Source organism: Jiangella endophytica, from assembly GCF_003427025.1.
Classification (GTDB): domain Bacteria; phylum Actinomycetota; class Actinomycetes; order Jiangellales; family Jiangellaceae; genus Jiangella; species Jiangella endophytica.
The window spans coordinates 173030-198910 of sequence record NZ_QVAI01000004.1 but is presented as its reverse complement, the minus strand read 5'-3'; the positions used below and the strand labels follow the sequence as shown (position 1 = coordinate 198910).

The 25881-nt window shown below is 73.3% G+C and carries 25 protein-coding genes; 18 read left to right on the top strand and 7 right to left on the bottom strand.

Annotation, left to right across the window (positions count from 1 at the left end):
* Positions 1–29 precede the first annotated feature (29 nt).
* Both DZA62_RS10375 and DZA62_RS10370 read left to right on the top strand, forming a co-directional pair.
* The gene (locus DZA62_RS10375) at positions 30–980 is read left to right on the top strand and encodes a dihydrodipicolinate synthase family protein (protein WP_116948806.1); all 951 of its coding nucleotides are present in this window, start codon (positions 30–32) and stop codon (positions 978–980) included.
* A gap of 10 nt (positions 981–990) precedes the next feature.
* Positions 991–2346, top strand: a complete 1356-nt coding sequence (locus DZA62_RS10370) for a replication-associated recombination protein A (protein WP_116948805.1) — start codon at positions 991–993, stop codon at positions 2344–2346.
* A 3-nt stretch (positions 2347–2349) separates the two neighbouring features.
* On the opposite strand, the gene DZA62_RS36300 is transcribed toward DZA62_RS10370, so the two are convergent.
* Entirely contained in the window at positions 2350–3180 is an 831-nt protein-coding gene (locus tag DZA62_RS36300; protein ID WP_116948804.1) for a Gfo/Idh/MocA family protein, read from the bottom strand.
* 77 nt (positions 3181–3257) lie between these two features.
* Between DZA62_RS36300 and DZA62_RS10360 the strand changes: the two genes are divergently transcribed.
* Genes DZA62_RS10360 through DZA62_RS10350 form a run of 3 tightly spaced genes read left to right on the top strand, consistent with a single transcriptional unit; the run spans position 3258 to position 6528 of the window.
* A complete protein-coding gene (locus DZA62_RS10360; RefSeq protein ID WP_116948803.1) occupies positions 3258–4904 on the top strand; it encodes a serine hydrolase domain-containing protein in 1647 nt (548 codons plus the stop codon).
* A gap of 2 nt (positions 4905–4906) precedes the next feature.
* Entirely contained in the window at positions 4907–5578 is a 672-nt protein-coding gene (locus DZA62_RS10355; RefSeq protein WP_116948802.1) for a winged helix-turn-helix domain-containing protein, read from the top strand.
* Entirely contained in the window at positions 5575–6528 is a 954-nt protein-coding gene (locus DZA62_RS10350) for a sensor histidine kinase (RefSeq protein WP_116948801.1), read from the top strand. Before DZA62_RS10355 ends, DZA62_RS10350 begins: the two co-directional genes overlap by 4 nt.
* Positions 6529–6641: 113 nt before the next feature.
* On the opposite strand, the gene DZA62_RS10345 is transcribed toward DZA62_RS10350, so the two are convergent.
* Positions 6642–7628, bottom strand: coding sequence for a helix-turn-helix transcriptional regulator (locus DZA62_RS10345; RefSeq protein WP_116948800.1), 987 nt, complete (start codon positions 7626–7628; stop codon positions 6642–6644).
* Positions 7629–7717: 89 nt separating this feature from the next.
* Between DZA62_RS10345 and DZA62_RS10340 the strand changes: the two genes are divergently transcribed.
* The 9 genes from DZA62_RS10340 to DZA62_RS10300 all read left to right on the top strand — a co-directional run bounded on the left by DZA62_RS10340 (position 7718) and on the right by DZA62_RS10300 (position 15420).
* Positions 7718–8146 carry a VOC family protein gene (locus tag DZA62_RS10340; protein ID WP_116948799.1) on the top strand — a complete coding sequence of 143 codons (429 nt, stop codon included), beginning with the start codon at positions 7718–7720 and terminating at the stop codon, positions 8144–8146.
* A complete protein-coding gene (locus tag DZA62_RS10335) occupies positions 8143–8697 on the top strand; it encodes a YdeI/OmpD-associated family protein (RefSeq protein WP_116948798.1) in 555 nt (184 codons plus the stop codon). Before DZA62_RS10340 ends, DZA62_RS10335 begins: the two co-directional genes overlap by 4 nt.
* 142 nt (positions 8698–8839) lie before the next feature.
* A complete protein-coding gene (locus tag DZA62_RS10330) occupies positions 8840–9241 on the top strand; it encodes a DUF948 domain-containing protein (RefSeq protein ID WP_116948797.1) in 402 nt (133 codons plus the stop codon).
* On the top strand, positions 9241–9543 hold the full coding sequence (locus DZA62_RS10325; RefSeq protein ID WP_198663616.1) for a DUF6167 family protein: 303 nt from the start codon (positions 9241–9243) through the stop codon (positions 9541–9543). Before DZA62_RS10330 ends, DZA62_RS10325 begins: the two co-directional genes overlap by 1 nt.
* Positions 9544–9545: 2 nt before the next feature.
* A complete protein-coding gene (gene alaS, locus DZA62_RS10320) occupies positions 9546–12230 on the top strand; it encodes an alanine--tRNA ligase (RefSeq protein WP_116948796.1) in 2685 nt (894 codons plus the stop codon).
* Positions 12230–12691 carry a Holliday junction resolvase RuvX gene (gene ruvX / locus DZA62_RS10315; RefSeq protein WP_116948795.1) on the top strand — a complete coding sequence of 154 codons (462 nt, stop codon included), beginning with the start codon at positions 12230–12232 and terminating at the stop codon, positions 12689–12691. Before alaS ends, ruvX begins: the two co-directional genes overlap by 1 nt.
* Positions 12684–13835, top strand: a complete 1152-nt coding sequence (gene mltG / locus DZA62_RS10310; RefSeq protein ID WP_116948794.1) for an endolytic transglycosylase MltG — start codon at positions 12684–12686, stop codon at positions 13833–13835. Before ruvX ends, mltG begins: the two co-directional genes overlap by 8 nt.
* Positions 13829–14680: a shikimate dehydrogenase gene (locus DZA62_RS10305; protein ID WP_116948793.1), complete on the top strand. Its 852-nt coding sequence runs from the start codon at positions 13829–13831 to the stop codon at positions 14678–14680. The genes mltG and DZA62_RS10305 overlap by 7 nt, the downstream gene beginning before the upstream one ends.
* Positions 14677–15420, top strand: a complete 744-nt coding sequence (locus DZA62_RS10300; protein WP_116948792.1) for a prepilin peptidase — start codon at positions 14677–14679, stop codon at positions 15418–15420. The genes DZA62_RS10305 and DZA62_RS10300 overlap by 4 nt, the downstream gene beginning before the upstream one ends.
* A 125-nt stretch (positions 15421–15545) precedes the next feature.
* Here the strand turns inward: DZA62_RS10300 and DZA62_RS10295 are convergent, their stop codons facing one another.
* The 5 genes from DZA62_RS10295 to DZA62_RS10275 all read right to left on the bottom strand — a co-directional run bounded on the left by DZA62_RS10295 (position 15546) and on the right by DZA62_RS10275 (position 20656).
* Entirely contained in the window at positions 15546–16025 is a 480-nt protein-coding gene (locus tag DZA62_RS10295) for a phosphatase domain-containing protein (protein ID WP_116948791.1), read from the bottom strand.
* Complete coding sequence (locus tag DZA62_RS10290) at positions 16022–16861, bottom strand: polysaccharide deacetylase family protein (protein ID WP_157987590.1); 840 nt, start codon at positions 16859–16861, stop codon at positions 16022–16024. The genes DZA62_RS10295 and DZA62_RS10290 overlap by 4 nt, the downstream gene beginning before the upstream one ends.
* Positions 16862–16944: 83 nt before the next feature.
* Entirely contained in the window at positions 16945–18612 is a 1668-nt protein-coding gene (locus DZA62_RS10285; protein ID WP_116948789.1) for a substrate-binding domain-containing protein, read from the bottom strand.
* Between the two features lie 221 nt (positions 18613–18833).
* A complete protein-coding gene (locus tag DZA62_RS10280; protein WP_198663615.1) occupies positions 18834–19688 on the bottom strand; it encodes an ABC transporter permease in 855 nt (284 codons plus the stop codon).
* Entirely contained in the window at positions 19685–20656 is a 972-nt protein-coding gene (locus DZA62_RS10275) for an ATP-binding cassette domain-containing protein (protein WP_116948788.1), read from the bottom strand. The genes DZA62_RS10280 and DZA62_RS10275 overlap by 4 nt, the downstream gene beginning before the upstream one ends.
* Positions 20657–20757: 101 nt before the next feature.
* Between DZA62_RS10275 and DZA62_RS10270 the strand changes: the two genes are divergently transcribed.
* The 4 genes from DZA62_RS10270 (at position 20758) to gndA (ending at position 25881) form a co-directional block, all read left to right on the top strand.
* Positions 20758–21540: a TetR/AcrR family transcriptional regulator gene (locus tag DZA62_RS10270; RefSeq protein WP_198663614.1), complete on the top strand. Its 783-nt coding sequence runs from the start codon at positions 20758–20760 to the stop codon at positions 21538–21540.
* 107 nt (positions 21541–21647) lie between these two features.
* Positions 21648–23081, top strand: a complete 1434-nt coding sequence (locus DZA62_RS10265) for a basic amino acid/polyamine antiporter (protein ID WP_116948786.1) — start codon at positions 21648–21650, stop codon at positions 23079–23081.
* A gap of 28 nt (positions 23082–23109) precedes the next feature.
* On the top strand, positions 23110–24357 hold the full coding sequence (locus tag DZA62_RS10260; protein WP_116948785.1) for an arginine deiminase: 1248 nt from the start codon (positions 23110–23112) through the stop codon (positions 24355–24357).
* Between the two features lie 81 nt (positions 24358–24438).
* Positions 24439–25881, top strand: coding sequence for an NADP-dependent phosphogluconate dehydrogenase (gene gndA, locus DZA62_RS10255; RefSeq protein WP_116949087.1), 1443 nt, complete (start codon positions 24439–24441; stop codon positions 25879–25881).

The window sequence follows — 25881 nt, the reverse complement described above, 5'->3', positions numbered from 1 at the left end:
CGCGACCGGGCACTGGGTAGTCTGCATCGGTGGCCAACACGCGAGGTGCGGCGGAGCTGACGGGACGGCTGCGGTGGTCCCTGGTGGCCGCGGCGGCGACCCCCATGCGGGCCGACGGCAGCACCGACCCGGACGTCTGCGAGACGTACTTCGGGCACCTGGTCCGCGGCGGCGCGGGCGGGCTGGCCATCGCCGCGCACACCGGGCGCGGCGACCACCTGCCCATCGCCACCAAGTCCGAGCTGGTCCGCCGCGCCGCCACCCTGGGCGTCCCGGTGCTGGCGGGTGTCGGCGGCAGCCCCGAGGGGCGCGACCACGACCTCGAATGGGCGGCCACGGCGGGCGCGGCGGGCGCCGACGCGCTGCTGGTGTTCCCGCCGGCCGAGACCGATCCGGACGCCGTCGTCCACCACCACGAGGCGGTCGCGCGTGCGTCCGGGCTGCCGCTCATCGCGTTCGACCTCTACACCCGGCCGCACCCGCTCGAGACGCTCGGCCGGGTGCTGGACCTCCCCGACGTGTGCGCGTTCAAGCCGGCCCGGCTGCACGACGCCATCGCCTGCCAGGAGACCATCGCGGCGGCCCGGTCGCGCGGCCTGCTCGTCCTCACCGGCGAGGACCGCATGCTCGGCGCATCGCTCATGTGGGGTGCCGAGGGTGCGCTGATCGGGCTCGCGGCCGCCGCCGTGCAGATCACCGTGGCCGCGGTCCAGACGTTCGCGGCGGCGGTGCACACGTCGGCGCGCGACGCCGCGGCCCGGTTCCTCGAGGTGTCGGCGATCGTCGACGAGGTCGCGCGCGTGACGTTCCGGCCACCGTACGAGGGCTACGTGCAGCGCATGCTGTGGCTGGCGGCCGACGAGGGCATCGTGCCGGCCGAGTTCGCCGTCGACCCGTACCGGCCGGCCGAGCTCGACGACGCCGAGCGCGACGAAGTGGTCCGGGTCGTGCGGCAGTGCCGCGACCAGGTCCGTGGCTAGGCTCGACGGCATGGAGCAGGAAGGACTGTTCGGCGGCGCCGCGCCCTCGGTGCCCGCGGGGTCGCTCGCCGGCGCCGACGACGACATCGCCGGCAAGCCGCTCGCGGTGCGCATGCGCCCGCGCACACTCGACGAGATCGTCGGTCAGCAGCACCTGCTCGGGCCGGGCACGCCGCTGCGCCGGCTGGTCGAGCAGGACCAGCCGATGGCGCTCGTGCTGTGGGGGCCGCCCGGCACCGGCAAGACCACGCTCGCCTACGTCGTCAGCCGGGCCACCCAGCGGCGGTTCGTCGAACTGTCCGCGGTCACCGCGGGCGTGAAGGACGTCCGCGCCGTCATCGACACCGCCCGCAAGGACCTCGTCCGCTCCGGCACCGGCACCGTGCTGTTCGTCGACGAGGTGCACCGGTTCTCGAAGACCCAGCAGGACGCCCTGCTGCCGGGCGTCGAGAACCGGTGGGTGTCGCTGGTCGCGGCGACCACCGAGAACCCGTACTTCGCCCTGATCAGCCCGCTGCTGTCGCGCTCGCTGCTGCTGACGCTGGAGCCGCTCGACGACGACGCCATCCGCGAGGTCATGCGCCGCGCACTGGCCGAGGAACGCGGCCTGGGCGGCTCCGTCACCATCGACGACGACGCGCACGACCACCTGCTCCGGCTGGCCGGCGGCGATGCCCGGCGGGCCCTGACGTACCTGGAGGCGGCGGCCGGGGGAGCGGCGGGCGCCGACGGCGTCATCACCCTCGAGGTGGCCGAGATGGCGGTCGACCGCGCCGCCGTGCGCTACGACCGCGACGGCGACCAGCACTACGACGTCACCAGCGCGATGATCAAGTCGATCCGCGGCAGCGACGTCGACGCCGGCCTGCACTACCTCGCCCGCATGGCCGAGGCGGGCGAGGACCCGAAGTTCCTGGCCCGCCGGCTGGTGATCCTGGCCAGTGAGGACATCGGCATGGCCGACCCGACGGCCCTGCAGACGGCCGTCGCGGGCGCCCAGGCGGTCCAGCTGATCGGCTGGCCGGAGGCGCAGATCACGCTCGCCCAGGTGGTCATCGCGCTGGCGCTGGCACCGAAGTCGAACAGCGTGGTCACCGCCATCGGCTCGGCCGTCGCCGACGTCCGGGCCGGGCTGGCCGGGGCCGTCCCGCCGCACCTGCGCGACTCCCACTACGCCGGGTCGAAGAAGCTGGGCCACGGCACGTCCTACGCCTACGCCCACGACGACCCGCGCGGCGTCGTCGAACAGCAGTACGCGCCCGACTCCGTCAAGGACAAGCAGTACTACGAGCCGGGCAGCCGCGGCGCGGAGCGCGACTACGCCGACCGCTACGCCAAGCTGCGCCGCATCGTCCGCGGCGAGTAGCCCTCAGCCCAGCCGGGCGGTCACCGCGTCGATCAGCGCGACCGGCGCCACCATGGCGGCCGCGTCGGCCTCGGACGGCGGCTCGCCCTTCCCGGCGACGGCGAGGAAGCGGTCCAGCACGGGCGCGGTGTAGTCGTGCGGCAACGCCAACTCGCGCGACACGACGCCGCCGGCCCGCACGACGGTCGCGTGGAACGGCACCCGGCCGGCGACGAACGTCAGCGTGACGTGCACGTCGCCGATGGTGGTGAGCGCCGTGACGACGCCCTCGCCGGCCCGCACGTCGACCGGCCCGGCGGCGTCGTCGCCGATCAGCTGGAACGCCGCCTCGGCCAGGTGCACGCCGTAGAAGTAGAGGCCGCCGTGCGGTCCCGCGGGGTCGGCCGGCCCGGTGACGTGGACGGCCGTGGGCCGGTCGCCGGCCAGCTCGGCGATGGCCGGGACGAACCGCAGCGCCGACCCCTCGTAGAGCGGCACGCCGTGCGTCCGGGCGGCTCCGACGATGGCCGCCGCGTCGTCGGCGGACCCGGCCAGCGGCTTGTCGACGAAGACGGGCAGCCCGGCCTCGATCAGCGGGACCGCCTCGGCCCGGTGCCCGCGGCCGTCGCGCGAGCAGATCAGCACCGCGTCGACGGCGCCGACCAGGTCACCCGGCGTGTCGACGAACCCCGGCACGTCGCTGCCGGCGACCGCGGCGAGCGCGCGGTTGCGCTCGGTGTCGCCGCCGGTCAGCGCCACGACGTGGGCGTCGCCGTGCCGCCGTTCGACGTTGAGCAGGCGGAGGAACTGGTCGACGTGGCTGCTCTCCGTCCCGATCACACCGATGCGCGTCACGGTCAGCCAGCTTAGGGGGTGTCGGACACCCGCTGCGGTTCACACGGCGTTCGCAGCGCGGTTCCTACGGTCGCCGCATGACCAGATTCCTCCCGGCCCTGGCAGCGGCCGCCGCGGTGGTGCTCGCCGCCTGCACCTCCGACGTCGACACACCGGAGACGCCCCCGCGCTGCGACCCCGAGACGGACGCCGCGCTGAGCGCCTGGGCGGACGCCGGCTTCAGCGGGTCGGTCGCGATCGCCGCGGCCGGCGAGCCGGTGTGCGCGGCGGGCTACGGCGTCGCCGACCAGGCGACCGGCCGGCCCAACACCGCGGACACCGTCTTCGCCGTCGGCTCGGTCACCAAGGCGTTCACCGCCGCCGCGATCTTCGACCTGGCCGACCAGGGCCGGCTGTCCGTCGACGACCGGGTGGGCGACCTGCTGCCGGAGCTGCGCGGGCCGGTCCGCGACGCCACGCTGCGGCAGCTGATGACGCACACCAGCGGCCTGAACGGCTCGGCCGGCGCCGATCACGAGCCCCTGAGCCGCGACGACGCACTGGCCGCGATCGACGCGATGGCGCCGGCGTTCCCGCCCGGCACCGACTACCTGTACACGAACGCCGGCTACACGCTGCTGGCGCTGGTCGTGGAGGAGGTGGCCGGGAGCTACCGCGAGCACGCCGCGTCCCGCATCCTGAGCGACCTCCCGTCGGCGGGCTTCTGGGACGGCGACCCGGCCGCGTCCGGTGACCGTGCCGTCGGCCGGCTCGACGACGGCGGCACGGGCGAGGCCGGCGACTTCCCCGGGCCGCACTGGGCGCTGGACGGCAACGGCGGCATCGCGATGAGCGTGTCGGACCTCGCCGCCTGGACGCACGCGCTGTTCACCGGCGCGGTCGTCACTGCGGAGTCGGCCGCGGCGATCGCCACCCCGGAGGTGGACCTGGCCGACGGCGCGGCCGAGACGCCCGGCTGGGTGGCCTACGACGCCACGGCGTACGGCGTGCCGTTCCTCGCCGCGGCCGGCGGGGGCGGCGACGTCGGCCACGACGCCGTGGTGATCTGGATCCCCGAGGGGGAGCGGGTACTCGCGATCGCCTCCAACGGGCCGGGCGTATCGGCGGAGGAGCTGCTCGCCGCGGTGGGCCCGGCGCTGGCGGCCGGCGATCCGATCCCGGCGCCCGACGTCCCGGGCGGCGCCGTCGATCCGGACGCCGCCGCGGCTATCGTCGGCGACTACCGGCTCGACACGGGAGGTGCGTACCGCGTGACCGCCGACGACGGCCTGCGCATCGCCGCGCTCGGCGCCGACGCCGTCCTCGCGCTGTTCCCGCCCCGCGACCCCGGCGCCGTCCGCGCTCACGAGCGGCTGGTCGCCGAGCTGCTCGCGGGCGACACCGACGCCGGGCGCGACGAGCTGGCCGCGTTGGAGGACGAGTTCGGGCCCGTCGGCGACGCGGAACCGGGCGGCACCGTTCTTGCCGAGGGTGAGCTGCGCACGTACGTCACGCTCGACACCGGGGAGGGGCCGCTGCTGGCCTGGTACGCGCTGAACGACGAGGGCGGCGTGGACGGCGTGGAGGTCGGCGCCGACCCGCCGTCGCTGACTCTGGCGCCGTCCGGTGACGACTACCGCCCGGCGGACCCGGCGGGGACCCCGCCCGACGTCACCGTGTCCTTCGGCGCGGACTCCGTCACGGTCACCGGCCCGGACGGCGCCACCACGGCGCGACGGGACTGACCATGCGCATCCTGCTGCTCGAGGACGACGACGACCTCGCCGAGGTCGTCGCGCTGGGGCTGCGCAACGAGTCCTACGCGGTCGACCGCGCCGGCACCCGCGCCGAGGCCGAGGAGCTGCTGGTCACCACCGACTACGACGTCGCCTGCCTCGATCTCGGGCTGCCCGACGGCGACGGGCTGGAGCTGCTGCGACGGTTCGGCGCCGACCCCGTGCTGCGCCGGCCGCGGCGCACGCTGGTGCTGACCGCCCGCGACGCCGTCACCGACCGCGTCGCCGGGCTCGACGCCGGCGCCGACGACTACCTCGTGAAGCCGTTCCACTTCGCCGAGCTGGTGGCCCGGATCCGGGCCCTGGGCCGGCGGGCCGGCGAGACCGGCGCGACGCTGCGGGTCGGCGACCTCGGCCTGGACCTCGCCCGCCATCGGGCCTGGCGCGGCGAGGCCGACCTGCGGCTCACCGCCCGCGAGTTCTCGCTGCTGCGCTACTTCATGCACCACCCCGGCGAGGTGCTGCCCGCCGAGGAACTGCTCGAACACGTCTGGGACGTCAACGCCGACCCGTTCACGACGTCGGTGCGGGTGATCCTCAGCCGGCTGCGCCGCAAGCTCGGCGACCCCCCGTTGATCGACACCGTCACCGGCGTCGGCTACCGGCTGCGGGCACGACCGTGAGCCGGGCCTGGCGGTCGCTGCGGGTGCGGCTGGCCGTCCTCGGGTTCCTCGCCAGCTACCTGCCCGTGCTGTTGCTGTTCGGCGTCACCGTCGCCACCGAGTACGACACGACGACCGAGGTGGTCGACGGCGTCGAGGTCACCAGCGACTCGTCGCCGGCGCGGTCGCCGTGGGTGACGGGGACCGTCCTCGCGCTCGCGCCGGCGGCCGGGGGACTGGCGTGGTGGTGGGCCGGGCGGGCGGTGCGGCGGTACGAGACGATGTACGACCGGCTCCAGCACGCGGCCGACGCCCAGCGACGGCTGATCGAGGAGACCAGCCACGAGCTGCGCATCCCGCTCGCGGTGCTGGCGACGAACGCCGAGGTGCTGCTCGCGCACCCGGCGCCGACGCTCGAGGTCTATCGCGAAGGGGTGGAGCGATCCGGCCGGGCCGCCACGCGGCTGCGGGCGGTCATCGACGAGCTGCTCGTCGACGCCCGCGGCCGGGCCCGCACCGTCGACCGGCAGCCGGCCGACGTGGCCGCCCTGGTCCGCGCCGTCACCGACGACGCCCGGGTGCTCGCGTCCCGGCGCGGCGTCACGGTCACGGTGACGGCGCCGTCGCGGGTCGTCGGCGCGGTCGACGAGGCCACCGTGCGCCGCGCCGTCGCCAACCTGGTCGACAACGCCGTACGCCACGCGCCGCGGGGCTCGGCGGTGGACGTCGTGCTGGAGCGGCGCGGCGCCGAGTTGGCCGTCGTCGTCACCGACCACGGGCCCGGCATCGCAGCGGCCGAGCTGGCCCACGCCTTCGAACCGTTCTGGCACGGCAGCCGCGACGCGCACGGCACCGGGCTCGGCCTGCCGATCGCCCGGCAGATCGCGCTCGCCCACGGCGGCGACGTCACGCTCACCTCGCCCGGCCCGGCCGGTGACGGCTGCGTCGCCACCCTCACCCTGCGCTGCTGAGCCCCCGCCCAAGGGACGCGCCGCCCCGGTCGCGCGCCCCCACCGAAGTTGATCTTGGAGTTGTTCGTCCATCAATCGGGCATTTCGGACCGGAATCGCGAACAACTCCAAGATCAACGTGCGTCGGGGCGGGGTCGCGCCGGGGGAGGGGAGGCGGCGGCGAGGTAGCGCCGCGCCAGCGAGCGCAGGTGGTCGCGCAGCTCAGGCGGGTCGAGCACCTCGAACGCGACGCCCAGGCTGCCGAGATAGCCGGCGAGGTCGTGCCAGGAGTCGCCGCCGGTCTGCAGCAGGCAGCTGCCGTCCTCCAGCTCGGTGACCAGGCCGCCCATCGCGGTGATCTTGTCGCGGACCACCTCGATCGGCGCGTCCAGCCGGACCCGCGCCTGCTCGCGATACGCCTGTGACCCGACACCACGCAGCACATGCGCGACGGCGTCGCCACCGGGCGGCTCGCGCGGCGCGAACCGCGGCCCGGTCGGGACCCGCGGCCGGATCCGGTCCGCGCGGAACGTGCGCCAGTCGTCGCGGTCGAGGTCCCAGGCCAGCAGGTACCAGCGCCGTCCGGTGTAGACCAGCCGGTGCGGCTCGACCCGCCGCACGGTCGCGGCGCCGTCGTGGCCGGCGTAGTCGAAGCGCAGCTGCTCGCGTCCGTGCACGGCCGCCGCGACGGCCGTCAGGACCTCCGCGTCGACCCGCGTGCCCACGCCGGCCGCGGACGCCGTGGCCGATCGCAGCGCGTCGATGCGGTGCCGCACCCGCGACGGCAGCGTCCGCTCCAGCTTGGACAGCGCCCGCAGCGACGTCTCCTCGATGCCGGTGACGGAGCCGGCGGCGGCCGCGCGCAGCCCCAGCGCCACCGCGACCGCCTCGTCGTCGTCGAGTACCAGCGGAGGCAGCGACGACCCGGCGCCGAGCCGGTAGCCGCCGGCCGGACCGGTCGTCGACTCGACCTCGTAGCCCATGATCCGCAGCCGCTCGATGTCGTTGCGGACCGTCCGCGTGGTCACCTCCAGCCGCGACGCCAGCTCCGCACCCGACCACTCGCGCCTGACCTGCAGCAGCGACAACAGCCGCAGCAGCCGCACCGACGTCTCCAACATGTCCGAAGTCTGTCACCGATTGCGGAACCGCAGGTTCCACAACCGCCGATACCGTCGTTCTCACCAGCACGAAGACGAAGGAGAGATCGATGAGCATCGAACTGCGCGGCTTCTGCACCCTGAACTTCTACGCCGACGACATGGCCGCCGCCCGCGCCTGGTACACCGAGGTGCTCGGCGCCGAGCCGTACTTCGAGGCCACCGACCCGGCGTCCGGCATGGTCGGCTACTACGAGTGGCGCATCGGCGACCACCAGGACGAGTTCGGGGTCATCAACCGCGCGTGGCGGTCGCCGGCCGACCCGACCACCCTCGAGGCCCCCGGCGGCGCGATCATGAACTGGCACGTCGACGACCTCGACGACACGTTGGCCAGGCTCGTCGAGCTCGGCGCCACCGTCCACCAGCCGCGGGTCGACCGCACCCATGGCTTCGCCAACGCCTCCGTCGTCGACCCGTTCGGCAACCTCCTCGGCCTCATGTACAACCCGCACTGGAAGGCGCTGGCGGACGCATGAGCGACGTGCTCGTCTTCGACGACGCGGCCGGCTGGGACGCGTGGCTGGCCGCGCACCACGACAGCAGCGACGGCGTCGTCCTGCGGATCGCACGGAAGGGCGCGCCCGGGATCACCATCCGCGAGGCGCTCGAGGTGGCGCTGTGCCACGGCTGGATCGACAGCGTCCGGCGGAGCGGCGACGACCACCACTTCCTGCAGCGCTACTCGCCGCGGCGCAAGGCGAGCCCGTGGTCCGCGGTGAACGTCGCGCTGGTCGAGGACCTGGCGGCGGCCGGGCGGATGCGCCCCGGCGGACTGGCCCAGGTCGCGGAGGCGAAGGCGGACGGCCGGTGGGACGCCGCGTACGCCTCGCAGGCGACGGCCACCGTCCCGCCGGACCTCGCCGCGGCCCTCGACGCCGACCCGGCCCGCCGCGCCGCCTTCGAGGCACTGACCAGGACCGCCCGGTACGCGATCCTGCTCGCGCTGATGAAGGCGCGCACGCCGGCCGCACGGGCGAAGGCGCTGGAAAAGGCGTTGGCCGGGCTGCCGGGAGGGCGCCTACCCTGATGGGTATGGACATGGTGTCGATCCACCGGCGAGCAGCCGCAGGACGCCCCGCAGCCGTCTCCCGGTCGTGACCGCGCGGGGTGGTCCGGCGCGGTAGGGTCAGACGCTTGAGACGACCATCCGAAGAGAGGCAGCTCCACCCATGTCCGTAGGCGAGATCGCCGGGTTGCTGGCCGCCGCCGCCCTGGTGGCACTGGTCGGCTTCCTCGCCGTTCCGATACTCAAGCTGGGCCGCACGGTCGACGAGTTCACCCTCGTCGTCCGCGACCTGCGCCAGGAGCACGTCGCGAAGACGGCCACCACGGTCGACGAGACCAACGAACTGCTCGCCTCCACGAACGCGCAGTTGCAGCGCATCGACGCCATCACGTCGAACGCGCAGACCGTCACCACCAACGTCGCCGCCATGTCGTCGCTGTTCGCGGCCACGCTGGGCGGCCCGCTGGTGCGCACGGCCGCGTTCACCTACGGCGTCCGCCGGGCCATCGCCGCCCGCCGCGACGGCGCGTCCGGTGGCGGCCGGCGCCGGTTCGGGAGCCGGTGATGAGCAAGCTGTTCTGGATCGCGCTCGGCGCCACCGCCGGCGTCCTCGTCGTCCGCCGGCTCACCAAGGCGGCCGAGAGCCTGACGCCCGAGGGAGCAGCCGACCGCGTCGCCGGCGGGCTGCGCACCCTCGGCGACGCCGTCCGCGAGTTCACCGACGAGGTCCGCGCCGGCATGGCCGAGCGCGACGCCGAGCTGCGCTACGCGCTGGGCATCGCCCCCGACGGCACCGGCAAGCCCGGCGTCGCCGACCCCGACGCCGTCGACGACCTGTTCCACACGCACCCGAGAGGCACGTTCTGACCATGGAGACCGCCGAGATCCGGCGCCGGTTCCTCGACCACTTCGAGCGGAACGGGCACGCCGTCGTCCCCAGCGCCTCGCTGATCTCGCCCGACCCGTCGCTGCTGTTCACGGTGGCGGGCATGGTGCCGTTCATCCCGTACCTCACCGGTCAGCAGACGCCGCCGTGGCAGCGCGCCACCAGCGTGCAGAAGTGCATCCGCACCGGCGACATCGACGAGGTCGGCAAGACCACCCGGCACGGCACGTTCTTCCAGATGAACGGCAACTTCTCCTTCGGCGACTACTTCAAGGAAGGCGCCATCGGCTATGCCTGGGACCTCATCACGAAGTCCCGGGACGACGGCGGCTACGGCTTCGCCGAGGACCGCATCTGGGTCACCGTCTTCCACGACGACGACGAAGCGGCCGAGTTGTGGAAGAAGGTCGCCGGGCTGCCCGACGAGCGCATCCAGCGCCGCGGCCTGCTCGACAACTACTGGCACACCGGCCAGCCGGGCCCGGGCGGCCCGTGCAGCGAGATCTACGTCGACCGTGGGCCGGAGCACGGCCCCGACGGCGGCCCGGTCGTCGACGAGGACCGCTTCCTGGAGATCTGGAACCTGGTCTTCATGCAGGAGCAGATCACCGACGTGAAGGCGAAGGACGACTTCACCGTCGTCGGCGACCTCCCGTCGAAGAACATCGACACCGGCATGGGCCTCGAGCGCGTCGCGTACCTGCTGCAGGGCGTCGACAACATGTACGAGATCGACCAGGTCCGCCCGACCCTGCAGCGCGCCGCCGACCTCTCCGGCAAGCGCTACGGCGCCGACCACGGCGACGACGTCCGCATGCGCGTGGTCGCCGACCACGTCCGCAGCTCGCTGATGCTGATCGGCGACGGCGTCACGCCGTCCAACGAGGGCCGCGGCTACGTGCTGCGGCGGCTGCTGCGCCGCTCGGTGCGCGCCATGCGGCTGCTCGGCGTCGACGGCACCAGCATCCCCGAGCTGCTGCCGGTCGCGAAGGACTGCATGAAGGCGGCGTACCCGGAGCTGGAGTCCGACTTCGCCCGCATCTCCTCCGTCGCGTACGCGGAGGAGGAGGCGTTCCGGCGCACGCTGCAGACCGGCACGCAGATCTTCGACCTCGCCGCCGACGAAGCGAAGCGGGCGGGCGAGTTCGCGCTGCCCGGCGACACCGCGTTCAAGCTGCACGACACCTACGGCTTCCCGATCGACCTCACCCTCGAGATGGCGTCGGAACAGGGCCTGAAGGTCGACGAGGGCCACTTCCGCCGGCTGATGACCGAGCAGCGCGAGCGGGCCCGGGCCGACGCCAAGGGTAAAAAGGGCGGCGGCTCCATGTCTCCAGGCACCAGCGCGTACCGCCAGTTGCGCGACGCCGGCCCGACCCCGTTCACCGGCTACCAGGAGCTCGAGACCGACAGCAAGGTCCGCGGCCTGCTCCTCGACGGCGTCGCGGTGCCGGGCGCGAGCGAGGGCGAGACGATCGAGGTCGTGCTCGAGCAGACCCCGTTCTACGCCGAGTCCGGCGGCCAGGACAGCGACGCCGGCGTCATCACCGGCGACGGCTTCGAGCTGGAGGTGCTCGACGTCCAGCGCCCGGTCAAGGGCCTCATCGTGCACCGGGTGAAGGTGCTCAAGGGCGAGGTCATCAGCGGCCAGGACGTCCACGCCAAGGTCGACCAGCAGTGGCGGGTCGGCGCCTGCCAGGCGCACTCCGGCACGCACATCGTGCACGCCGCGCTGCGCCAGGTGCTCGGCCCGCAGGCGCTGCAGAGCGGGTCGTACAACAAGCCCGGCTACCTGAGGCTCGACTTCGCCTGGGGTCAGGCGCTGGGCGCGCAGACCCGCAGCGAGGTCGAGGAGGTCGCCAACCTCGCCGTCCGCCGCGATCACTCGGTCTCGGCCAGGTACATGCCGCTGGAGCGGGCCCGCGAGCTCGGCGCGCTGGCGCTGTTCGGTGAGACGTACGACGAAGAGGTGCGGGTCGTCGAGATGGGCGGCGCGTGGTCGCGCGAGCTCTGCGGCGGCACGCATGTCCAGCACTCCTCCCAGGTCGGCCTGATCACGCTGACGGGCGAGAGCTCCGTCGGCGCGGGGTCGCGCCGGGTCGAGGCGTTCGTCGGCATCGAGGGCTTCCGCTACCTGGCGAAGGAGCGCACGCTGGTCAGCCAGCTGGCCGACCTCCTCAAGGTGCAGCCCGACCAGCTTCCCGAGCGGGTCGAGCGACTCGTCACGCAGGTCCGCGACGCCGAGAAGGAGCTGGCGAAGGCCCGCTCGTCGCAGCTCGGCGCCCGCGCGGCCGAGCTGGCGGCGTCCGCCCGCGACGTGTACGGCGTGTCGTTCGTCGCCCACACCGCGCCCGACGGCACGGCCGCCGACGAACTGCGCTCGCTGGCGCTGGACGTCCGCGGCCGCCTCGGCGCCGAGCGGCCCGCGGTGGTCGCCGTGGCCGGCGCCGGCGACAGTGGGCGGCCCAGCGTCGTCGTCGCCGTCAACGAGCCGGGGCGCGAGTGGGGCGTCAAGGCCGGCGCGCTGGTCCGGGTGGCCGCGCAGACCCTCGGTGGCGGCGGTGGCGGCAAGGACGACGTCGCACAGGGCGGCGGCACCGATGCGAGCAAGATCGGCGACGCGTTGACGCAGGTCGAGCATGCCATCGGCCAGACCGTGACGGACTAGTGCGGCGCGGCGTCAGACTGGGGGTCGATGTCGGGACGGTCCGGATCGGGGTCGCGTCGTGCGATCGCGACGGGCTGATCGCCACGCCGGTCGAGACGGTCCGCCGCGGGAAGGGTGACCTGCGGCGGATCCGTGACCTGGCACTTGAGTACGACGCGATCGAGGTCGTGCTCGGATTACCGCGTAGTCTCGATGGGAAGGAGCACGCGGCGGCCGCGCACGCCCGGGCCTTTGGTGCGGATTTAGCCCGATATGTGGCACCATGCCCGGTGCGTCTGGTCGACGAACGACTGAGCACGACCGTCGCCGCGCGCGGCATGCGAGCCAGCGGTGTCTCGTCGCGCGCGGGACGTCCGGCGATCGACCAGGCCGCGGCGATGGTGATCCTGCAAGATGCGCTGGACGCCGAGCGAACGACCGGCGAGCCGCCTGGAGAGGTGCTGACGGTAACGGATGAGTGACCTGTACACGTCGGAGGAGGAGATCGTCCGCCCCCGGCGTCAGCGGCGCCGCCGGCGCAAGCGCAGCCGCTTCGGCTCGTTCATGGCGGTGCTGGCCTCGCTCGCTGTCATCGGTGCCGTCCTGGGCGGCATCTACTACGGCGGCAACGCGGTGCTGAACAGCGCCGACGGCCTCTTCGGCGAGCCCGAGGACTTCCCCGGGCCGGGCACCGGCGAGGTACCGGTCACCATCCCGGACGGCGCCACGCTGCGCGCCATGGGCGCCACCCTGGTCGAGGCCGGCGTCGTCGCCAGCCAGGACGCGTTCATCGCGGCCGCCGACCAGAACCCCGAAGCGCGCGGGATCCAGCCGGGCAACTACACGCTGCGCAGCGAGATGACCGCCGCCGACGCCGTCGCCGCGCTCGTCGAGGGCCAGGGCGGCTCCCGGGTCTCGCTGCCCGAGGGCCTGCGGATCCGGCAGACCGTCGACCGGCTGGCCGAGGCGTCGGGCTTCTCCACCGAGGAGCTGCAGGCCGCCGTCGACGCGGCGACACTGCCCGAGTACGCCGAGGGCGACGCCGAGGGCTTCCTCTACCCGGCCTCGTACGACCTCGGCGGCGAGGTGACGCCGGAGACGCTGGTGGCCGCCATGGTGGCGCGGTTCGAGCAGTCCGCGACCTCCGCCGACCTCGTCAGCCGCGCCGACGCGCTCGGCTACACGCCGCGCGAGATCGTCACCGTCGCCAGCATCGTGCAGCGCGAGGTGAGCCGCGAGGAGGACATGCCCCGGGTCGCCGAGGTCATCTACAACCGGCTCACGGGCGCTTGCGCAGCCAACGGCGTGGTGCAGGAGCGGCTGCAGATGGACTCCACGGTGCACTACGCGTTCGACGACTACTCCACCGTCTACACGTCGCGGGAGCAGCGGGAGACCGAGTCGCCGTACAACACGTACCTGGTGTCCGGCCTGCCGCCCGGCCCCATCGCGTCACCGGGTGACGCCGCGCTCGCGGCGGCGCTCAACCCGACCAGCGAGGGCAGCTGCTACTTCGTCGCGGTGAACCTCGAGACCGGCGAGACCGCGTTCGCCGTCACCGCGGAGGACCACAACGCCAACCGCGCGCGCCTGGACGAGTACTGCCGGGAGAGCGACCTGTGCTGACTCGCTGCGCGGTGCTCGGATCGCCGATCGCGCACTCGCTGTCGCCGGTGATCCACCGCGCCGCGTACCGGCACCTGGGCCTGGACTGGGAGTACACCGCGCACGAGGTCGGCGAGGCGGACCTCGCCGGGTTCGTCGCCGGACTCGGGCCGGAGTGGCGCGGGCTCTCGCTCACGATGCCGCTGAAGCGGGTGGCGCTGGAGGTCGCGGCGAGCGCGTCCGACGTCGCGGCGACCGTCGGGGCGGCGAACACGCTCGTCCGCCGCGATGACGGCGGCTGGGAGGCCGACAACACCGACGTCCCGGGCGTCGTGGCGACGCTGCGCGAGGCCGGCGTCGGTGCCGGCGTCGATGCCGGTGCGCCGCCGGTGTGTCTGTGGGGCGGCGGCGCCACGGCGGCGAGTGTGCTGGCGGCGTTGGCCTTCCTCGAGACCGGGCCCGTGCACGTCCACGTCCGGTCCGCGGCACGGGCGGAGTCGGCGCTGGCCGTGGCGGCCGCGCTGGGGCACCCGGCGGAGCCCGCTCCCTGGGCGGTCCTGCCCGCGTGCGCCGACGCCGGTGTGACGGTGTCGACGGCGCCGTCCGGCGCCCTGGACGAGCTGGCGCCCGCCGTCGTCTCGGCCGCCGGTGAGAAGACCGCGGGCCGCGTGCTGTTCGACGTCGTCTACGACCCGTGGCCGACCCCGGTCGCCGCCGGGTGGCAGGCGGCCGGCGGCGTGGTCGCCAGCGGCCTGGACCTGCTCGCCCATCAGGCGGTCGGCCAGCTGCGGTTGATGACCGGAGCCGACCTGCCGGCCGACCTGCTGCGCTCGGCGGCGATCGCGGCGATCGGCGCCCGCGCGTGACCCTGCTGCTCGTGCTGGCCGCGGCCGGCCTGCTCGCCGGCGCATTGCTGCCGTTGCTGGTCGCCCGCATCCCGGACCGCCTGCCGGCCACCGTCGCGGCGGAGCCGTCCGGCGACCCGGCACCGGAGCCGGTCTCGCCGGAGCTGGTCGAGGGCGGCCGGCCGCCGACGCCGATCCCGTACCGCGAGCTGGCGGCGGCGCCCCGGCTGGCGGCCTGGCTGGCGGTCGCCACATCGGCCGTCTGGGCGCTGCTGACGATCGCCCGCGACGGCGCGGCCAACGCGCCGGAGGATCTTCCGGCATACCTCGTGGTCGGCGCGCTCGGCGTCGCGCTCGCCTACGTCGACCTGCGCACCCAGCTGCTGCCCGACTGGCTGACGCTCACGGCGCTCGGCGCCGCCGGCGCGCTGCTCACGGTCGCGTCCGCGCTGACCGGCGACTGGAGCGCCTACGGACGAGCCTGGGCGGCAGCCGGCGCCTGCCTGGCGTTCTACCTGCTGCTGGCCCTGCTCCGGCCGGCCGACCTCGGGCTCGGCGACGTGAAGCTGTCGGCGTCGCTGGGACTGCTGCTCGGCTGGGCCGGTTGGGCGACGGTCGCGTCGGGGGTCTTCCTCGCCTTCCTGGCCGGCGGGCTGATCGGCATCGTGGCGCTGGCGGTGGGGCGGGCGGGCCGGCGGACGAGCCTGCCGTTCGGGCCGCCGATGCTGGTGGGTGCGCTGGCGGCGCTGCTGCTGGCTTGACCTCAACCCCTGTTGCGGTTGACGACTGCGTACGACACCACACCCACTACGACGAACACACCGCCTGGGCCCACCGAACCCACGACCAACCAGCTGCTGCTCGACAAGTTGCGCCTCTGGGATGTCTAGGTGCGGCCGTCGGACTCCTGGGCGCTGAACAGCGTCTGGTCGGGGCGGCTCCACTCGGCCTCGTAGACGGTGAACCCGGCCGCCCGGGCGGCGGCGCAGACGGCGGGGTCGTCGTCGACGAGCATGGCGACCTCGCGGTGCGCCGAGAGCCGGCGCAGCACGCCGACCTTGAACTGCCGCGCGGGCCGCCGGTCGTCGTCGGGGCGGAGCATGACGGTGCCGGCCGGCGCGCCGTGGTCGGCCAGCCAGATGCGGGTGACGGCGCGGGTGCGCTCGGGCCGGCCGCTGAGGTAGACGACGTCGTGTTCGTTCGACAGCAGCGTCACCAGCTCGACGCCCTCCGCGTACGGCGTGTCGTCGGCCATCGCGCCGAAGAAGCCGGCCCAGTCCTTCGGCCGCCGCTTCAGGTGATGCAGGCGGTGCCGGACGTCGGCGAGGACGCCGTCGATGTCGACCACGGCGACGGGGCGGGTCATGGGTCTCCAGGCAGGACGTAGCGGTAGCCGGCGGCATCGAGGCCGGTCAGGATCTGGTCGAGCGCCGCGACCGTCTGCGACCGGTCGCCGCCGCCGTCGTGCAGCAGTATGACCGATCCGGGCTCCAGTTTGCCCAGGACATCCTGCACGATCGCCGACGTCCCCGGCCGCGACCAGTCGCGCGGGTCGACCGTCCAGTCCAGTGGCTCGAGGTCGCCGTCGAGGACGGCCTCGACCTGCGGCTGCACGTACGTGCCCGGCTGGCGGAACCAGCGCACCTCGGTGTCGCCGCCGACGGCGTCGTCGAGGGCTTCGTCGGTCTCGCTGATCTGCCGCTCGATCTGCTCGCGGGTCCGCTCGGACAGCTTCTCGTCGTGGCTGTCGGTGTGGTTGCACAGCGCGTGGCCGGAATCGACGACCTGGCGGACGATCTCGGGATGCTCGCGGGCGCGCTGGCCGACCATGCAGAAGACGGCGATGGCGTCGTGCTCCTCGAGCAGCTCCAGCACCTGTGGTGTGTACACCGGGTGCGGGCCGTCGTCGAAGGTGAGCGTGACGGTGTTGTCCTCGACGGCGCCGCCGGTGTCGGGATTCGTCTCGCCGTCAGCGCCGTCGCTGACGTTCGCGCCGCCACCCGACCCGCCGCCCGCCGACCCGCCACCAGATCCATCACCGGACCCACCACCGGAGTCGTCCGGAGCGGGGGAGGCCGACGACGACTCCGACGGGCTCGCCGTCGGTTCGTCGAGCCCGGCGCCGGTGTTCTCGGCCGCGACCGCGATGAGCCCGAGGAAGATGCCGAGGAGGATGGTGGCCGGCCAGGACAGGTTGTTCACCGGTGCCACCTCCCTCGGGCGCTCGTCGACCCATGATCATAGAGTTCGCCGAGGCGGAAACCGGACAGGCGCGCCACACGAGGTCAGCAGTTGGGGCGGCACTGCCGTTCGATCATGGCCTGGATGAACACGCTCTGGATGTCGCTCGGATCCTCGGCGTGGTAGGCCGTCGTGCCGGTGGCGGCGGAGATCTGCTGCAGCGCCTCCATGTCCGCCTCCGGGCCCATGCCGATGGTGATGATCGGCACCGGCGCGGCGGGGTCGAACTGCGCGGTGAGCTGGGTGAGCAGGGTGTCGAGGTCGATGCCGTCGGGATCGTCCTCGTTGCGTCCGTCGGTGAGCAGCACGACCGAGTTGACCATGCCGGCCTGGTAGCTGCCGCGCATCGACTGGAACGCGGCCAGCGCGGTGTCGTAGAGGCCGGTGCCGCCCTCGGCGCGCGACGGCAGCGACTCCGACGCCGCGACCAGCGCCTCCTGCCGCGTCGTGCCGTCGTCGAGCTCCTCGTTCATCGGGCCGACGTCGACCAACTGGACGTAGTCGTTCGGCGGGTCCTGCAGGATCGAGAACGCCCAGAGCCCGACCGAGGCGTCCGGCGGGAACAGCCGCAGCGCCTCCAGCGCCGCGTCGCGGGTCAGCTCGATGCGGGTGGCGCCACCGTTGACCTGCTCGTTCATCGAACCGGACACGTCGATGACGGCGAGCATGCGCATGTCGAGCGCGAGCGCCGCCCACTGCCGGGACAGCTCGGTGACCAGAGCCGGGTCGGGGGCGGGCAGCAGCTCCGGCAGTGCCGGGCGGATGCCGTCGACGACCCCCGCGCCGTCGGCGGCGGTGCCGTCGGGGCTGCGGAAACCGGCCTCCCGGACCGTCTCCTGCGCCTCGGCCGACCCGAGGTAGGTGACGAACGCCGTTGCCGCCGACCGGGCGGCGTCGTCCTCGTCGGCGCCGGACACCGCGAACGCCGGGTAGTCGAAGCCGAACGTGCCCTCGGCGGGATAGAGCGCGGTCAGCCGCGGGCCGGACGTGCCCCGGTTGAACGCCACGACGGACTGCTCGGTCGCGGTGATCGCGGCCGGCGTCTCAGCGGCGGCCGCGAACGCGTCGTCGACGGTGGGCACGGCGGCCTGCGACACCCGCGTCATGACCTGGACCAGCTGGTCGCGTTCCACCTGGTCGCCCAGCGCCGTGCGGACGGCGACCAGGCTGGCGATGCCCTCGTCGTTGGCGGAGGGGTCGGCGATGATCGCCGGCCCCTCGCCCTGCACCAGCGCGGCCCAGGAGGTCTCGGCGCTCTCGCCGCCGACAGCGGCCGCCGCCTCCTGCGGCATCGCCACGACCAGCGGCGACAGTGCGACGTTGGCCAGCTGCTCGGTGAGGCCCTCGTCGACCGCCGGACCGAATGCGCGGGTCTTGGGAATCCACAGGTCCGGCGCCTCGGCACCGCCGAACGACGGCACGGCGGCCGCCGCGGCGCTGGCGGCGACGTCGACCTCGACACACCGGTCTCCCTGGCGCGGGTCGGTGTCGGCGTAGGTCCGGGCGAGGTCGGTGAGCACCGGCGCGATGGTCGGGTCGGCGGCAACGGTGACCGCCAGCTCACCGTCGCACTCGCCGTCGCCCCGGTCCAGGACGGACGCGACACCCAGTCCCGCCGCGCCGACGAGCGCGACGGCCATGACGGACAGGCCGAGCCGGCGCAGCCAGGGCGACGGCGCGGCCGGCCGGTGCGAGGCGTGGCGTCCTGGCATGAAAGGCGGCTCCGGGCGAGTCGGGGATAGCAGACTAACCGGGAGTATTGGGACACGGGTAATGACGAGCCTGTTGCGTTGCCCGTGACACCCGTGGTCACGACCCTCGAACCCGCCCCGGACCACCGGCGTCGATCGTGGAGTAGACAGGGAATCACGGGGTGAAATGCCCGATGAATCCCGCCGTTACTCCAAGATCAACACGGCGGAGGGGCGGCCGGTCAGCGGCTGAGCTTCTGGTAGCGGCGGATGGACAGCGGCACGAAGATCGCCAGGATCACCAGCGGCCAGCCGACCGCCAGCAGCAGGCTGTGCTCCGCGGCCCACGACTGGCCGCCGAAGCCGGGGTTGCCGAACAGTTCGCGCGCCGCGGCCACCGTCGACGACAGCGGATTCCACTCCGACACCGCGCCCAGCCAGTCCGGCATCAGCTCCGGCGCGACGAACACGTTCGACAACGCCGTCAGCGGGAACGCGGCGGGGAAGACGATGACGCCGACGGTGTCCGGATTCGGCACCACCAGGCCGAGGTAGATGCCGATCCAGGTCATCGCGAAGCGCAGCAGCAGGATCAGGCCCACCGCGGCGAGCGCGTCGCCGATGCCGTTGCGCCACTGCCAGCCGACCAGCAGTCCGCAGAGCACCAGGGTCGCCATCTCCAGCACGGCGCGGATGAGGTCGGCGCCGCTGCGGCCGACGACCAGCGCCGACCGCGCCATCGGCATGGACCGGAAGCGGTCGACGACGCCGCGGTCGACGTCGAACGCGACGCCCGTGGCGGTGGCGCCCAGCCCGTATAGCATGGTCATCGCGAACACGCCGGGCAGCAGGAACTCCCGGTAGCTGCCGCCGCCGGGCAGCGCCATGCCGCTGCCGAACACATAGCCGAAGACCAGCACGAACATGATCGGCAGGGTGAAGTAGATGACGACCTCTTCGGGCGCCCGGACGACGTGCGCCATGTTGCGCTTCGTCATCACCCAGCCGTCGGCGAGCGTCCAGCGCAGCCGGGCCAGCGGCGTGCGGGCCGGCGGGGGAGCGATCAGGGCCGGCGGCTGCTGCAGTGTGACGCTCATGCGGCGGTCTCCTCGTTCGCGGCGGCCTGGTGGCCGGTGAGGTGCAGGAAGGCTTCGTCGAGGGTCGGGCGGCGCAGACCGATGTCCTCGGCGACGACGCCGGCGGCCTGGAGCTCGCGGACGACGTCGGTGAGCGCCGCCATCCGGTCGGCCACGGGCGCGCTGACCCGGCGGGTGTCGGCGTCGAGCTCCGGTTCCGCGGTGCCGATGCGCGCGACGACGGTGGCAGCGGCGCCCAGCTGGACGGCGTCGCGCACGACGACCTCGATGCGGTCGCCGCCGATGCGCGCCTTGAGCTCGTCGGCGGTGCCCTCGGCGACGACGCGGCCGGTGTCGATGACGGAGATGCGGTCCGCCAACTGGTCGGCCTCCTCCAGGTACTGGGTGGTGAGCAGCACCGTCGTGCCGCCGGCCACCAGCGCGCGGACCGCGTCCCACACGTCGTTGCGGCTGCGCGGGTCCAGGCCGGTCGTCGGCTCGTCGAGGAACAGCACCTCGGGCGCCAGGATCAGGCTGGCCGCGAGGTCGAGCCGGCGCCGCATGCCGCCGGAGTACGTCCGCCCGGACCGGTCGGCGGCGCCGGTGAGGTCGAACTGCTCGAGCAGCTCCTCGGCCCGCTGCTTCGCCTGCCGCGGACTCAGGTGGTAGAGGCGGCCGAACATCACCAGGTTCTGCCGGCCGGACAGCGTCTCGTCGACCGCGGCGTACTGCCCGGTGAGACCGATCCGCCGACGCACCTCGTCGGCCTCGGTCACGACGTCGTGCCCCGCGACCCGCGCGCTTCCCTCGTCGAACCGCAGCAGCGTCGCCAGGGCACGGACGGCGGTGGTCTTGCCGGCGCCGTTCGGACCCAGCAGGCCGTGGACGACCCCGCGCTCGACCGTCAGGTCCAGCTCGTTCAGTGCATGGCTGCGGCCGTATCGCTTCCGCAGCCCTTCTGCGGCGATCGCCGCGTCGCTCGTGGTCACAGCCACCCTCCTGGAAAACTGTTTATGGCGTATAGCGCTTGGTTTATGTTGTACACAGTTCTAGGATGGGCGTCAAGCGACCGACTTCATCGAGGGAGAGCATGGGCACCGACCAGCGTCAGGCCGATCCGAACCGCACGCTCGAGCTGCTCTGGGACGTCCAGGCGCCGCCGACCCGGGGGCCCAAGCCCGCGCTGTCGCTGCGTCAGGTCGTCGACACCGGCATCGCGATCGCCGACGCGGAGGGGGTGGCGGCGGTCTCCATGCGCCGCGTGGCCGACGAGCTCGGGTACACCACGATGTCGCTGTACCGGTACGTGCCCAGCAAGACCGACCTGCTCGACCTCATGGTCGAGCACGCCGCCGAGGTGCCGGACCTGCCGCCGGAGCTGACCGGGTGGCGCGACAAGCTGCGCTGGTGGGCCAACGACACCGCCGAGATCTACCGGCGCCGGCGCTGGGCCCTGGACGTCCCGCTGAACACCCCGCCGATGGGCCCCAACCAGGTCAAGCGCATGGAACAGGGCCTGAGCGCGCTCGACGAGACCGGCCTCAGCGGGGGCGAGATGCTCGGAATCCTGGTCGTGCTCAGCGGCTACGTCCGCGGGCACGCCCAGCTGGCCACCGCCCTGGCCGACGTCGAGCAGCGCACCGGCACACCCCAGGAGGCCTGGGACCAGGCGTACGGCCGCATGCTGACGACCTTCGTCAACGCCGACGACCACCCGACACTGGCCCGCATCGTCGCCGAGGACGGGTTCGAGGGCTACGCCGAGCCCGACGACGAGTGGCTGGGCGACGACTTCACCTTCGGCCTCGAGCTCGTCCTCGACGGCATCGACCGGTACGTCGAGCGTCGCCGGCCTGCGATGTCACCCGAGTGACGCCGTTGATGTCACCCGGGTGTCAGTTTGGGGGATCACCTGAGGTGATGATCAGTTTGCGTTAGCGTGAGCGGGACGCTAGAGCGGGACCTTCCGCGGAGGGTGATATGGCCGACACCTCGGTGGCCCGGACGACCGCACACAAAGTGACGCTGGCGACCCTCACGGCCATGGTGGTCGGCTCGATGGTGGGCGCCGGCGTCTTCTCGTTGCCACAGCGCTTCGGCAGCGAGACCGGGGTGGCCGGAGCGTTGGTCGCCTGGATCATCGCCGGCAGCGGCATGCTCATGCTGGCGTTCGTCTTCCAGACGCTGGCCGTGCGGCGCCCCGACCTCGACGCCGGCGTGTACGCGTACGCGAAAGCCGGCTTCGGCGAGTACCTCGGCTTCTTCTCCGCGTTCGGCTACTGGGCCAGCGCGTGCGTCGGCAACGTGACGTACTGGGTGCTGATCATGTCGACGATCGGGGCCATCGCCCCGGCGCTGGGCGACGGCGACACCGCGCTGGCCATCGTCCTCAGCAGCGTCGGCCTGTGGGTCTTCTACCTGCTGATCCGCCGCGGCGTGCAGGAGGCCACGGCGATCAACCGCATCGTCACCGTGGCGAAGGTCATCCCGATCATCGTCTTCGTCATCCTGGCCGTCTTCTACCTGGACCCCCAGGTGTTCGCCGACAACTGGAGCGGCGGCCAGGACCTCGGCTCGCTGTTCGACCAGGTCAGGGGGACGATGCTGGCAACGGTGTTCGTGTTCCTCGGCGTCGAGGGGGCCAGCGTCTACTCGCGGCACGCGCGCCGGCGCGAAGACATCGGCCGGGCGACGCTGCTCGGCTTCGCGATGGTGCTGAGCATCTTCGCGTCGGTGACGATCGTGTCGTACGGCATCCTGCCCGCCGACGAGCTGGCCGAGCTGCGCCAGCCGTCGATGGCCGGCGTGCTCGAGGCGGCGGTGGGGGACTGGGGCGAGGTCTTCGTCAGCATCGGCCTGATCATCTCCGTCCTGGGGGCGTACCTCGCGTGGACGCTGATGGCGGCCGAGGTGCTGTTCGTCGCCGCCGCCGACGACGACATGCCGCGGTTCCTGGGCCGCAAGACCGGCGCCGACGTGCCTGGGCCGGCGCTGCTGATGACCACCGTGCTGGTCCAGGTGGTGCTGATCGTGACGGCGTTCTCCGAGGACGCGTTCAACTTCGCGCTGAACCTCACCAGCGCCCTGACGCTGATCCCGTTCCTGCTCGCCGCCGCCTACGCCGTCAAGCTGGCGTCCGGCCGCGACACCGCCTGGCCGCGCGGACCGGCCCGCGAACTCGTCATCGGCGCGATCGCGACGCTGTACACGGCCTTCCTGCTGTACGCCGCCGGGCCGAAGTACCTGCTCGTCTCGTTCATCGTCTACGCCCCCGCCAGCGTGCTGTTCGTGCTGGCCCGCCGTGAGCAGGGGCGCAAACCGTTCTCGCCGGGCGAGCTGGTGATCCTGGTGGTCTCGCTCGTCGGCGCGGCGGTCGGCGTCGTCGCGCTGGTCCAGGGGTGGATCAGTCTCTGACCCCGTCCGCGAAGCGAAAGGAGCCGACATGACCGACGGCACAGTCCACGGCGTCCACTCCGAGGTGGGACGGCTGCGCAAGGTGCTGGTCTGCCGACCCGGCCTCGCGCACCGCAGGCTCACCCCGACCAACGCCGACGACCTGCTGTTCGACGACGTCATGTGGGTGGAGTCGGCGCAGCGCGACCACCAGGACTTCGTCGACCAGCTGCGCGGCCGCGGCGTCGAGGTGGTCGAGCTGCACGAGCTGCTGGCGCAGACGATGGCGCTCGCCGACGCCCGCATGTGGCTGCTGGACCGCAAGGTGACGCCCGACCAGGTCGGACTCGGTTTCGTCGAGCCCACCCGCGCCTTCCTCGAGTCGCTGGAGCCGTCGGCGCTGGCGGAGTTCCTGATCGGCGGGCTGGCGACCGGGGACCTGCCGGACGGCCAGGCGTCCGGGTACGGGGCGCTCGCGCGCGAGTCCGTCGGCGCCCGCGACTACCTGATGCCGCCGCTGCCGAACACGATCTACACCCGCGACACCACCTGCTGGCTGTACGGCGGGCTGACCATGAACCCGCTGTACTGGCCGGCCCGCCACGACGAGACACTGCTCTACAAGGCGATCTACACGTTCCACCCCGACTACGCCGGCTCGACGGTGTGGTGGGGCGACCCGGAGCTCAGCTGGGGCCGGGCGACGTTCGAGGGCGGCGACATCATGCCCATCGGCAACGGGACCGTCCTCATGGGCATGAGCGAGCGCACCTCCCGGCACGCCATCAGCCAGGTCGCGGCCGCCCTGTTCGCCAAGGGCGCCGCTGAGCGGGTCGTCGTCGCCGGCATGCCGAAACTGCGCGCCGCGATGCACCTGGACACCGTCTTCACCTTCGCCGACCGCGACGTCGTCACCGTCTTCCCGCGCATCGTCGACTCCGTGCACGTGTTCACGCTGCGCCCCGACGACCGCCCGCCGGGCGTCCACGTCACCGACGAGGGCGACGCCCGGCTGGTCGACGTCGTCGCCGCGGCGCTCGGCCTGGACCGGCTGCGCGTCGTCGAGACCGGCGGCGACGTCTACGCGTCGGAACGTCAGCAATGGGACAGCGGCAACAACGCCGTCGCCGTCGAGCCGGGCGTCGTGTTCACCTACGACCGCAACACCCAGACCAACGCGGCGCTGGAGGAGGCCGGCATCGAGGTGCTCACCGTCGTCGGCGCCGAGCTGGGTCGCGGCCGCGGCGGCGGCCACTGCATGACCTGCCCGCTGATCCGCGATCCGGTCGCGTTCTGACCGGCAGGGCGGTGCTCGGCATACTGGGTCATGACGGCGGCCGCCGTCGGATTCGGGCAGGCGGGACAGGAGCAGGCACTGATGGCTGGAACGGCACAGATCGGCGTCACCGGGCTCGCGGTCATGGGCCGCAACCTCGCCCGCAACTTCGCCCGCCACGGGTACGCCGTCGCGCTGCACAACCGCACCGCGAGCCGGACCCGCGAGCTCGTCGAGCAGTTCGGCGACGAGGGCACGTTCGTCCCGGCCGAGACCGCAGAGGAGTTCGTGGCCGCGCTCGAGCGCCCGCGCCGGCTGGTCATCATGGTGAAGGCGGGCGCCGCGACCGACGCCGTCATCGCCGAGTTCGCGCCGCTGCTCGAGCCCGGCGACATGATCATCGACGGCGGCAACGCCCACTTCGCCGACACCCGGCGGCGCGAGGCGGCGCTGCGCGAACGCGGGCTGCACTTCGTCGGCACCGGCGTCTCCGGCGGCGAGGAGGGCGCGCTGAACGGCCCCAGCATCATGCCGGGCGGCTCGGCCGAGTCGTACGCGTCGCTCGGCCCGATGCTCGAGGCCATCGCCGCGAAGGCCCCCGACGGCTCGCCGTGCTGCGCGCACATCGGCGCCGACGGCGCCGGGCATTTCGTCAAGATGGTGCACAACGGCATCGAGTACGCCGACATGCAGCTCATCGCCGAGGCGTACGACCTGCTCCGCCACGCCGCCGGCTACGAGCCGGCCCGCATCGCCGAGGTGTTCCGCGGCTGGAACGCCGGCCGGCTCGACTCCTACCTGATCGAGATCACCGCCGTGGTCCTCGCCCACGTCGACGCCGCCACGGGGAAGCCGTTCGTCGACGTCGTCCTCGACCAGGCCGAGCAGAAGGGCACCGGCCGCTGGACGGTGCAGATCGCGCTCGACCTCGGCGTGCCGGTCAGCGGCATCGCCGAGGCGGTGTTCGCCCGCTCGCTGTCCGGCCACGGCGACCTCCGCGCCGTCGGCCGCGGGCTGGCCGGCCCGACTCCGTCGCCGCTGCCCGCCGACGAGGCGGAGCGGTTCGCCGAGCAGGTCGAGCAGGCGCTGTACGCGTCGAAGCTGGTCTCGTACACGCAGGGCTTCCACCAGCTGCAGGCGGCCGGCGCCGAGTACGACTGGACGCTGGACCTCGGCGCCATCGCCGGCATCTGGCGCGGCGGCTGCATCATCCGGGCGGCGTTCCTCGACCGCATCACCGCGGCGTACGCGAAGGACCCGGCGCTGCCCAGCCTGCTGGCCGACGAGGGCTTCGCGGCCGAGCTGGGCGCCGCGCAGGACGCGTGGCGGACCGTCGTGGCCACGGCGACACGACTCGGCATCCCGGCGCCCGGCTTCGCGACCGCGCTGGCCTACTACGACGCGCTGCGGGCGCCGCGGCTGCCGGCCGCGCTCACCCAGGGCCAGCGCGACTTCTTCGGCGCCCACACCTACCACCGCGTCGACCGCGACGGCGTGTTCCACACGCTCTGGTCCGACGGCCGCGACGAGGAGCAGCAGAGCTGA